At 42.9% G+C, this 11,079-nt stretch carries 11 protein-coding genes; 7 read left to right on the plus strand and 4 right to left on the minus strand.

All coding sequences use genetic code 11. From position 1 onward, the window contains the following. Nucleotides 1–150: 150 nt before the first annotated feature. Complete coding sequence (locus MHN01_RS06820; RefSeq protein WP_075764185.1) at nt 151–747, minus strand: TetR/AcrR family transcriptional regulator; 597 nt, start codon at nt 745–747, stop codon at nt 151–153. A gap of 274 nt (nt 748–1,021) precedes the next feature. Continuing rightward, nucleotides 1,022–1,417 carry an NINE protein gene (locus MHN01_RS06825; protein WP_239410628.1) on the minus strand — a complete coding sequence of 132 codons (396 nt, stop codon included), beginning with the start codon at nt 1,415–1,417 and terminating at the stop codon, nt 1,022–1,024. 207 nt (nt 1,418–1,624) lie between these two features. Here MHN01_RS06825 and MHN01_RS06830 point away from each other — a divergent pair, with 207 nt between their 5' ends. Together MHN01_RS06830 and MHN01_RS06835 are read left to right on the plus strand one after the other, a co-directional pair. Next, entirely contained in the window at nt 1,625–2,482 is an 858-nt protein-coding gene (locus tag MHN01_RS06830) for a Tim44 domain-containing protein (protein WP_239410629.1), read from the plus strand. Nucleotides 2,483–2,673: 191 nt separating this feature from the next. Beyond that, nucleotides 2,674–2,919: a TIGR02647 family protein gene (locus tag MHN01_RS06835; RefSeq protein WP_239410630.1), complete on the plus strand. Its 246-nt coding sequence runs from the start codon at nt 2,674–2,676 to the stop codon at nt 2,917–2,919. 27 nt (nt 2,920–2,946) lie between these two features. On the opposite strand, the gene MHN01_RS06840 is transcribed toward MHN01_RS06835, so the two are convergent. Beyond that, a complete protein-coding gene (locus MHN01_RS06840) occupies nt 2,947–3,195 on the minus strand; it encodes a YkgJ family cysteine cluster protein (RefSeq protein WP_239410631.1) in 249 nt (82 codons plus the stop codon). Nucleotides 3,196–3,423: 228 nt separating this feature from the next. Between MHN01_RS06840 and MHN01_RS06845 the strand changes: the two genes are divergently transcribed. Genes MHN01_RS06845 through MHN01_RS06865 form a run of 5 tightly spaced genes read left to right on the plus strand, consistent with a single transcriptional unit; the run spans nt 3,424 to nt 9,828 of the window. Next, nucleotides 3,424–3,873, plus strand: coding sequence for a YcgN family cysteine cluster protein (locus tag MHN01_RS06845; RefSeq protein WP_239410633.1), 450 nt, complete (start codon nt 3,424–3,426; stop codon nt 3,871–3,873). A gap of 56 nt (nt 3,874–3,929) precedes the next feature. Continuing rightward, the gene (locus MHN01_RS06850) at nt 3,930–5,525 is read left to right on the plus strand and encodes a site-specific integrase (RefSeq protein WP_239410634.1); all 1,596 of its coding nucleotides are present in this window, start codon (nt 3,930–3,932) and stop codon (nt 5,523–5,525) included. Next, nucleotides 5,522–7,384, plus strand: coding sequence for a hypothetical protein (locus MHN01_RS06855; protein ID WP_239410635.1), 1,863 nt, complete (start codon nt 5,522–5,524; stop codon nt 7,382–7,384). Before MHN01_RS06850 ends, MHN01_RS06855 begins: the two co-directional genes overlap by 4 nt. 3 nt (nt 7,385–7,387) lie before the next feature. Next, nucleotides 7,388–9,370, plus strand: a complete 1,983-nt coding sequence (locus MHN01_RS06860) for a hypothetical protein (protein ID WP_239410636.1) — start codon at nt 7,388–7,390, stop codon at nt 9,368–9,370. Further along, complete coding sequence (locus tag MHN01_RS06865; RefSeq protein ID WP_370646444.1) at nt 9,367–9,828, plus strand: hypothetical protein; 462 nt, start codon at nt 9,367–9,369, stop codon at nt 9,826–9,828. The genes MHN01_RS06860 and MHN01_RS06865 overlap by 4 nt, the downstream gene beginning before the upstream one ends. A gap of 381 nt (nt 9,829–10,209) precedes the next feature. Here the strand turns inward: MHN01_RS06865 and MHN01_RS06870 are convergent, their stop codons facing one another. Beyond that, entirely contained in the window at nt 10,210–10,809 is a 600-nt protein-coding gene (locus MHN01_RS06870; protein WP_239410638.1) for a hypothetical protein, read from the minus strand. Nucleotides 10,810–11,079: the final 270 nt, after the last annotated feature.

Below are 11,079 nucleotides of genomic sequence, written 5' to 3' on the forward strand. Positions count from 1 at the left end.
ATCGGGGGCCGCAAATGCGATAAGAATGAGCAGTACATTCTTATACACATTGTCATTGAAAGCCCCAAATGCCTGGGTAAGAAAATATGGTAAAAAACGCTGTTTAGTTAGCAGGCGAGACTGGGGCTTTACACTCATTGAAGTCTCCGATTATGCCTGCCAGGCGTTCAGGTAAGTGTCGATAAGGTTGTCGATCAGTGCCTTGCCGTCAACAGGAGTCGAGGTAAAGAGTTTGTCGTCGACGGTCAGCAAGGTAATACCGTGTACCCCGGCCCAAAGTACGCGGCTTGCTTCCAGGACTGCTTCGTCCGATTTGCTTGGTGTGATCTGACGGATCAGGCTTTCCAGCATACCCGTCATGCTGTCGATACGCTCAGACTGCCATTCAGGAAGTTCCTCACCATTCATGGTGTGCTGGAAGATAAGTTGCCAGCGGTAAGGGTGCTGAGAGGCAAAATCCAGGTAGCAGTAGGCCAGCTTACGAAGGGCATCTTCTGGGGAAGATACATCCTTCATTTGCTCTTCCGCTTCGGCAAACAACTCATCCAGCGTTTGTGCAACGGCATGTAAAAGTAACAGGTTGTAGTTACCAAATACGTTTACCAAGGTACTTGGTACATAGCCGATCATCGCAGCGACTTTACGTAGGCTTAGCTCATGGTGTGGGTGTTCATCGAGAAAGTTTTTGACTTGCTCCAGTGTCATACTTACCAACTCTTCACGAGTGTGGTCATTTCGTCTTGCCATCGAATTTACTCTTAATCGAAGATAGTCTTACTTAGCTAATTGTAATATGGATATACACCGAATGGTGGCTGCACAGTAAGCATAGTGTTCTGACTTCATTAAGTCAGCTGAATAATATAGAACGATGTTCGATATTTTAGTTGCTCTCGCTTTGACAGGTCAAGCACAAACAAAGCCAACTTTATGGTTACTGAGTTTGTTGTGACTTAAATCATACAGTTTGGATACACATTTAACAGGATTTAAGCCACTTTTGCGCGGGAAAGAGCTGGTTTTAGCGCCTATTTTCAGCATTTCGGATCGACACCTGATCATTTAATGTCCAGAAATCAACCAGAATACCAATCAGAAAGAAGCCGAATGTACACAGATAGAGGATCCCGGTGAGCCATTTGCCCATATACATACGGTGGATACCAAATACTCCGAGAAAGGTCAGCAATAGCCAGGCCACAGTATAGTCAACATCGCCGCTTTGGAAGCGGATATCGGCTTCGCGATCCATGGACGGGATCAGGAACAGATCGATTAACCAGCCTATACCCAGTAAGCCCAGAGTCAGAAACCAGATGGTACCGGTAACAGGTTTACCGTAGTAAAAACGGTGTGCACCGGTGAAACCAAAAATCCACAGTAGATAGCCAATGAGTTTGCTGTGAGTATCTTGCATAGTTTTTCCTGTTGTTATGATACCGATATTGGACACTAATATTAGCAATAAGTGCAACAATACCAACTAGATAATATGCCAGTACGAGGAAAGGGCTGGTCGCAGGCGGATAAATATTAGTAACAATTTGCTCGGGTTGTTTAGTTGACATTCAGAAGTAGCACGTTAGGATTCAAAAGCATATATTTGGCAAAGGTATTCGTATCAATGAAACGCTTCTTCACAGTATTTGCTTTGATCTTGACGGTGTCTTTTATGACTCCGCATGCAGAAGCAAAGAAATTCGGCGGTGGTAAATCGTTTGGTAAAAGTTTCAAAACGGCGCCTGTTAAACAACAGCAGCCGAAACAGACTGACACACTAAAACAACAGCAACCGGCGAAGTCGAGCAAAAAAGGATTAATGGGCGGCTTGCTTGGCGGTTTATTGGCTGGTGGCCTACTTGCTGCTTTCTTTGGTGGTGCATTTGAAGGTATCCAGTTCATGGATATTTTGATCTTCGGCCTGATTGCATTCGTGATCTTCAAGTTGTTCAAGACAATGCGAGGGACGAAGCGTACACCTATGGGCCATCGCGAAGCCTATGCCGGTAATTCGCCAAGGCAAAACCAGCACCGTCAGGCTGCTAACGGCATGAATTCAGGTTTTGCCCAGCAGGAAAGCTATACCTCAACAGACAGTGATGTACCGTTTAACCTGCCTCCTGGTTTCAATATGAATGCGTTTCTCAATGGTGCACGTGACCATTACCGCATTATTCAGGGTGCCTGGAACCATAATGAGCTTGATAAGATCCGTGAGTATGTCAGCCCGGCGCTGTTTGATGATCTTGCCGCTGAGCGTGCAAAGCTGGACGGTGAGCAGCATACCGAAGTGATGTATGTCGATGCCGAGCTGGTTCGCGCTGATTACGATGCGAGCACGGCGCAGATAAGTATTAAGTTCTCAGGACGATATAAAGATCGCAACGAAGGTGTCGAAGAAGATATTACCGATATCTGGCATCTTGAACGTGACCTGCGAGGCCAAAATGCCCCTTGGCTGATAGTCGGTATTCAAGCTTAATTATTGAACAATAAGAAAAACTATCAAAAAAGCCGCTCATTTGAGCGGTTTTTTATTCACTGGAAAAACTCATTTCTTTGAAGCACGTCTCTTTTTACGCCTGATGATTGCAACTGTTATGATCTCGCCACCTACTTTTATTCATCCCAGCCGCTAGTATTAAGTCAGGCTAAAGAAATAAAGAGGTGACTATGCCATATACAGCTGAACTGGTTAATGAAATGAATTTGCTGGTTAAATTTCCTATGCACAGCGATATGGAAGGAATTAAGGTACATAGCGATGCTGCACCTGAAATGATCGAGGCGGCGAAGCGACTGTACGCCAAGGGATTGGTCACAAATGAAGACGGTGGTTACCTGACCTACTCGGGTCATCAGGCCGTAGAGCATGCCAAGTCGGTACTACGAATTTTGACCGGTAAAGTCGCTGTGTAAGCGAATTATAATGGGTAGAGCATGGCGTTAGGTCATGCTTTCCAGTTCAGTGATATTCTCGATTGCTTGTTTTGATGAACTGCCGCAAACGTCGGGACATGCTTTGAAATGATGGCAGACGACTGGACGCTCCGGCTTGCCAAATAGCTTACATAAATTGTTCTCATTTAGCTGAATGCATCGGACCCCCGCAGGCTTCCCGTTAGGCATCCCCGGAATGGCTGAAGAGATACTCGGTGCAATACAGCACGCCCCACAACCTAATCGACACTCCATAACCCACCTATAATTAATTAGTCTCTCGAAACGGGGGCGAAAGTTAACATTCAATAGCTATCGAAGCAAAAAATATCGACTTAATTGGCAGCAAATAGTAATGACTATTATTACGGCGATTTATGCGGCCAGATCCCGATGAAACACTTGCACTTTACCTGCTGGGCGGCTATAAAACCGCCTTCTTCACCATAAGGGTTGAGGGTCGTTACAGAAAAGGCTGGGTATATGGCACATTTTTGGCAAGAAAAAGATTTACAGGCAATGACAGATCAAGAGTGGGAATCACTCTGTGATGGCTGTGGTAAATGCTGCCTTCATAAATTGATTGATGATGATACCGACGAGATCTATTACACCAACGTTGCCTGCAGTCTGCTGGACGAAAAGACCTGCTCTTGTAAAGATTATCCGAATCGCTTTGAATCAGGCGAAGAGTGCCTCAAGCTAACCCGCGAACGAATTGATGAGTTTGTCTGGCTTCCGGAAACCTGTGCGTACCGCATGCTAGCGGAAGGCAAAGACTTACCCGAATGGCACCCGCTGCTGACCGGCTCCAAAGACGCCATGCACAAGGCTGACGAATCTGTCCGCGATAAGGTTGTTTATGAGATTGATGTGATCGACTGGGAAGACCACATTCAAAACTTACCTGATAGACTAAAACCTCATAATTAACTTTTAAAGTTGAGAATGCTGTATATGCTGGTTGTATGTACAGTATGAGGTTGAGTATGTCAGATAACGATGAAAATCAGAAAAAGGTCATACGAAAAGAGGTAGAGGTTTCACCTATCCCTAACTTCGTTTACGAGAAACCATTGGTATCCATTGATGAGAATGGCGAACCTCAGGTTACCTACCGTGCTAATGGCAATACGTTCCCAATCAAGAAACTCCCTTTACTCTATATCGCTGGGTATGACGACAAAGACAACCTAATCAGCTACCAGCCATTAGATATGGTCAATGAGTTCTTATTGTCAAAAGCAATTGATGATGGCGTGCTTGAGCTTGGTACAGATGCACAGGGGCTTGCCCATTACTTCAGCTTTGTATTGGACAAACAGGCTGAGTGGGATGCTGAATACGATGAAGGGGACTTTGACCCTCTCTATGATGACCCCCGCCCAGAATGGAGCGCCTTTCCTCGCAACAAACAAGAGCGGTTAACCTACCAATATCGGGATGGAATAAAGCAACTCGCTATTGATGGTGTATTAGCTAAAACAACGGCTAGGCAATATATGAGCAGTGTCGTTGGTTTCTATAAACACTGCCTTCGCCAAGGCATCCGCTTTAATAACCCTCCCTTCCAGTTTGAGACAGTGAATATACATTTCGAGGCGTCTGCATCAAGTATGAAAGCTTACCAACGTAAGCAGGTGCACACGACGGATATGCGAATTAAGTTTTCTAAGTCATCTCGCAGTGGCGGCACAAACCTCAGCAACCTACGTCGTGACTTAAAACCGTTTACCAATAATGAATGGAATATCCTGCATAACATATTAATGAAGTCCCGGAGGGTGGTTCGTCATGGTGACAACAATAAACTGCACTCACTGCCGATTGAGTTTTGCCTGCACCCAATGATTTGCCGTAATACTGGATTGCGGCGTGAGGAAGCTGCAAGCCTTCATTTGGGACAGATAGTTAACCCCGAAACCATGATTCAGGACGGCAAAGAGGTTTTTAAAAAGCCTGTGATGGATTTGGGTGTCGGTGATAAATACCAATCACTCACAAAGACTGCTGAGGGCTTCGCAGAGAAGAATAAAAGTCGCGTTACCATTATCCCTGCCACATTAATGAAGATGCTTTACGACTACTCGCAGTCTGACAGGTATCAAAAGCGCCTTGAGAAATTCAAAGTATGGTGCAAGGAGCAAAAAGAAGAAGGTAATACGCATTTCTTTGAGGGTGACGATGCCATTAACCCCGAACTGGAATACCTGTTTATTACCCAATCCGGGAAACCGATGTTTACGCGCTTACAAGACTTTACTGGACGCTGGGTTGAAATACGTAACACTGCAAACCTAACTCAAGGTCTCGACAAACCGATTGTCGGCTCCATACATAATTTACGCTCAACGTTTGCCGTGAATATCTTCCGCCACCTTTTAAATAAAAAGGACGAATATGGCAACCCGTCAATCACATCTGATGAGGCATTGGATAGGGTGTCCGCGTTGCTTGGTCATGAAGATAGAGCGACTACTATGGAGTACATGAAGATTGCAGAGGATAACCCTTCAGCAGATGAAATCTACGAAGACATACTTGACTATATTGGCGCTTTTGATGACGTAGAGGATTCATTATGACTCAAGGACGAAAGCGTACCAGAATTGTGGTCGAAAAGGCCAGCGCACCTATTATTACCTTACGCTTTGAAGACATGGCTTTACTCTGCGGCAATGGGAAAAAAGCGTACACTTACCGCTTGCGCTACCGTAACGTCCCAACAGTGAAGCAGATTAAAGCAGGTAAGGAGGTGTTGGCTAATCGGGATGATATTATTAGGGAGATACATCAAAGATTAAGCTCCCTCCCTGAAAACCAATCCAAAAGCAATTATTTTGGAGGACTCGTTAGTTACTTCCAATATCTTGACTGCATTAATTATCAAGGTGACCCTTTTAGTAATGCGATCATGGGAGATTGCATTAAGCACTTCAATAGATCACGTGATAAGGGTGAGCAGGTATCGAAAGTCGCACTTATTAAAACTAGCTTATCTTTTCTACTGAGGGTTTGGAGTAGAGAGTCTGACCTTAAGGTTCTGCCAGATGTTGCCAAAAACCCTCGGGCTGAGAATAAAGCATTTCATGTGGAAACAGAGCTGAAACCATTATCAAAGGTATTGATTAAAGGTGCACTGGCCTTTCAGGAAGCAATTAAAAAAAATGAGCTACTAGATATTCACCCGTTTTTTGATGAAGAGCTTTTTTCTGAACGAGCAAAGAGCCATGGATGGACAGCCCACAAAATTGGTGTTAATAGGTACAGCTTCAAGGCGTGCATGAAACCCGTAGCTGGAACCATAAATAGTAGCCCGCTTCCACTTGAGCAACTTAATCGGCAGGTTTTTTATAATCAGGCATCACGCAATTGGTTTTTCGTGTTCTCAATGCTGACAGGCATGAACACATCGGTGCTCGCTAATGTGCGACATAAGGATATTTCATTTAAAAGTATTGGCAGTGGGCGGTTTGTTTTCGATGGTGAAAAGTTCAGAGCTGATTATAAAAGTTTGGATAATAGTTGTGGTTTCAGTCAGCGAACTAAAGAGCTCGTCAATCGATGGTTTAAAACGTCTAAAGTAATGTACCAATCACTGGGTATCCCGCTTTCAAATGAGCTGCCGCTTTGCCCTTTCTTTAATTACAATGGTGAGGTTGTAACTTTCAACATCCATGGCACAAGTGTTGGTAACATCAATACGCAGCTTGAGAAAATAACTGGGTTAAAGGTCAACACAAGCCGATTTAGAGCGACTAAATCTGATTTGCTGATGCGAGTGACTGAAGATGTTTTCCTTGTGTCACAAGGGCTGAATAATACAGTGGATGTTGTCGCTAAAAGGTATTCTAGTGGTGTTGAGGCAGATCATGATAGTAATCTAAATGCCACGTTTAGTGTGTTGAGTGCTGCTGCCAAGGGTGAGAAGGTTGGTAAAGCTATTGAGAATGCAAAGGCGATGCGTAGCGATATTTTATCGGATTATGATTATAAGAATTTACGTAACCGTGAAAACACAGAGCAACCATTAATGACAACGCCCAGTGGCATTAAATGTGCTGGGGCAACACCAGAGAAGCTCGTTTCTGAGTCGAGGCGCATGAAGCAGTTAGGCATTAAGTTTTCGCGAGATACTGGTCGTTGTACGGATTTCTTGGCTTGCTTTGAGTGTGACAGCCATAAGTTAGTCGCGTCAGAAAGTGATATCTGGTTGATGTTGTCATTCTTAGAACAAATAGAAGACCTCAAAGAGATGGTGGCTAGTAACTCCACACCTCAGGATGAGTATTTCATCGTGGAGGGCATACTAAAAAAAGTCCTCGTCAGGCTGAAACAAAAAGCACCTAAAAAATACGCTCAAGCAAAACAAAAATTGGATGATGGAGATTACCACCCACTTTACCAAGACAGAGCCAGCGCAAGCCAATTTTTTAAGGGATAACCTATGTCTGCAAAGATTATACAGTTTCGCCATGAACTTGCTGAAAATCCTTATGTGACGTTTGACTCTGATGGGAACGGTGTGTCACGTGTCTTTGATGTAGAGTGGGATTTTCACGCCCTGAACCAAAATGAAAAAAAAGTTTCTTTTGGGCATATTGATGAAAAGTACCGCCAGGATATTCAGTCTTATCTTTATGCGCTGACGCAATGGCAAAAGAAAAACTCAAATGCTGGTTCACATGTAGCTGTTAGCTCGTTAGCAAGAGCTAGGAATAATTTAAATAGCCTCGCAACACGTTGGGGTGAGAGTGATTTCAGCTTACTTTCGAGCCAGCTAGAGTGGAAAAGGTGTACCAATAAATTAGATGCATTTGGCAGTGAAGCTTCGTGTAAAAAAATGGCCTCTACTATTAATATGCTGAATAAATCTGGTCTTGTAACGCGTTATGTCAATAAACGAGAGTATATCAAGTGGATTCAACCTGATGCTAGTGAAGGTCAAGCAATCGCATTTCCTGAGGCTATTCATGTCAGTATTATAAAAACGGTTGTTGAGTTTGTGGAAACCTATCACCCATATCGCCACCAAATTTCAGAGGCCATGGAGAAGTTCTATAAGTATCAGGATGAAATGCTTAATGCTGAGCTTAAAGCGTTAGGCGTGAGTGCTTTAACTGAGCAGCAAATGAAGACATTTGTCACGAGGATATCTAGGAGAATAAGAAAATGGCCTGAACGAGAATCCATTCCTAATTTTTCATTTCACAAGCGAGGAGGCTGGTTAGGTACATTGCTGAGGATGTGCTTTATCTGTGTGGGCATGTTCTCCGCCGCCCGAAAGGAAGAGTTGCTCTCCATGAATAAAGATAGCTATGACGATTCACTTGCTGCTGTGCCCAAAGTATCAGGGTTTTCTACAAAAGGACATAAGGGCGAAAAGACTTATACGACATGGAATACTGCCCCTATTGCAAAATTAGCACTGGAGTTAGCTTTTGATGCCACACAAGCCGCGAGAAGGTATTCGTTAGAGCGACTAGATGACGGTTATCAAAATGGTCAGTTAACCAAAGACCAATATAGTGCAAAGAAACAGGATCTTGAGAGTGCCTTTATTTCTTCTGATATTCCTTATGATAGTGAAGCACTAATAAATAAAACGTCGCTGAAATACAAAATTGATGGAAGTGGTGATGGGTTGAATATGAAAGAGTTCAAAATTATAGCGACTGCAGAAGACGTTGAAGAATTTGACCTCTTAAATCCAGAACGAGCAGGAAGCTTAAAAATCGGAGGTGGTTTACCAAAGCTTAGCCCACATGATTTACGTAGAAGTTTTGTGGTTTTTATGGTGAAGAACCGACTAGGTAATGCGCTGACTGTGAAATACCAACTTAAACACCGCAATATAAATATGTCTAACTGGTATGCAAACTACTCTGAACTAGCCCGTACCAACCAACTGTTGATGGATGACCAGCTAATGCGTGAGTTTGATGAAGCAATCGAAGCGTCTGCTGTGGATGCGTGGGATGAGATTTATAATTTATCCGGTACCTTAAGCGGTGCAGAGGGCGAACGTATAGCCCAGAATAAAGCAGAACAACTAACACAGGGGGAGGAAATTGTTATGTCACGAAGTGAATTACTCGCTTTGGTAAGGTCTGGTGACAAATCCATTGTATTGCTCCCTACAGGTGGTTATTGCACTAATCGTAACTGTGATCGCCTTTGCTCCCTGATGGATATTGTTGAAGCCCCCTGCAAGCATAAGGTAATCACTGATAAAGCGGCGAAAAGGCTATCAAGGGAGCGAGAGCACCTAATTGCTTCATTCAGGGCAATAAATGACATGGGTGATTATGCCAATGAATTAATTCTGGATGCCAGAAAGAAGAAAATTTTGTCTATTGAGCCAACATTGGTAAAGCATGGCATTCCTTTTGATGACTTCAATGATGATATTAAGGCGGTATGGGCATGAACGTAGATTATAAGGCGACCTGCAAGGCTGAGGGGTTACTGGTCAATGCATTTCAGCGCTTATTGGATGGTAAGCCACTTCATGTTAAGGCTACGGGCAAACTCACGTTAAATCGAATCAATAATGAAGCCCAGCTTGGCAATAGCTATGTCCATAAGTTTAAAGAGTTCGTGGCCTACGCCAAACCTGTTATCGATGAATACAACCTCAACCGCGATAAGGCGATGACGACAGGCTTAGATATTGAGTTGGATGTCCCTTTATCTGAGCTTGATAGGCTAAAACACCAATTAAAAAAAGCCAATGAGTTAAAAGACAAGTACAGGGTTCAACGAGATAATGCAATTGAAGCCAGAAAGCTGTTAGAGGCTGAAAATGCTAGGCTCCGCTTTAGGGTATTTGACCTACAACAAGAATTGCTAGAAGAAAATTCAGTTGTGGCACCAATCAAGTCTTGAACTGATAAGTCTGACAGGTAACTACAACTAGCTCTCACGCCGAAAGTGTAATGTGGGGCTAAGGCTCGGAACCCGTTTCTGCCCAAAACCGTTTTAGAACGTATCTTCAGTTCGACAAATTTGGTTAATGAACTTAGGTGCCAAACTTTAATGGTGCAATAAGCTCTTGCACCATTACGAAACAGCTTGTTTCGCAAATCGCGGCTCTAGCGAAATGCCAGTTCATGGGCCCATAATTGTCCAAAAAAATTTCAGTTGTGAGGTTATTTGACATGCTTATCAAGGGTTACTTGATAAGCAATAGTATATAAGCAATGATAGTCTGTCTTATCGCTGTATATCTAATTCAAGGGCTGTAATGAAAGATTTAAAACAGCCCTGTTACAATGATAATTCTTGATTAGAAATGACAAATAAACAATTTGAGTGTGGTTTATCTTTTCCCCAGTACTTGGGATAGTAGGTAGCCATAAGGCTCTCGTGTGATGAAATGTGCTCAATAGCCAAAGTTTTCTCATTGTTTAGCTTGTTAAGGTTTAAGTAGTATACATTTCGATCTTTGATCATTATTGACTCTCCAATTCGATCCAACCAGAAACGTTGAACCTCTTGGGTTTGCTGTTTTTTAGTGATAATGATGTTGTATGATTGCAGTAAAAAATCAAACATAGAACGAATGAATATTGAATAAACGTGGCTATGAGGGCCAGCAAGTTGGCGACAGATTGTTAATTGAGTGCACGTCTTTATCGGCCTATCACTGATAATGCTCTTGATCTTATACACGATCTCGGCCTGTTCATCAGTGCCCCAACGTAAGCAATAGTTTTGTACGATAGCCTTTTCATTATCAATTATTTCACTGACCATGAGCTTGTAACCAGAAGGAAGCTCAAAACTTGGCAACGTTACCTCCTTAGGTTGAGACTTAAAGAGAGCCATGACTTCTTTTTTGTTCAATGCCTGAGTTAGAAAGTTCATTTCAACCTATCTCGATAAGGGTGGAACTAGCATAAACCAATACAATCAAAAAATACCAGTACAAAGAAGGATAGTAAACTCTTGCATGGCTTGAATAAATATCAATGCGAAAATACTTATGCTGTTGTATCTTAAGTTTATAATTTATAGAACATAATCTGAAATAATACTGCAATTATATTAAGGTTTAGTAGCTGCTGGTACTATGTGTTTAGTTGATATCAGGCGATAAAGGTAGTTGTTGAGTAATAGAAAAGTTTGAATGGTAGA

This window comes from Photobacterium sp. OFAV2-7, assembly GCF_022347985.1.
Lineage (GTDB): Bacteria > Pseudomonadota > Gammaproteobacteria > Enterobacterales > Vibrionaceae > Photobacterium.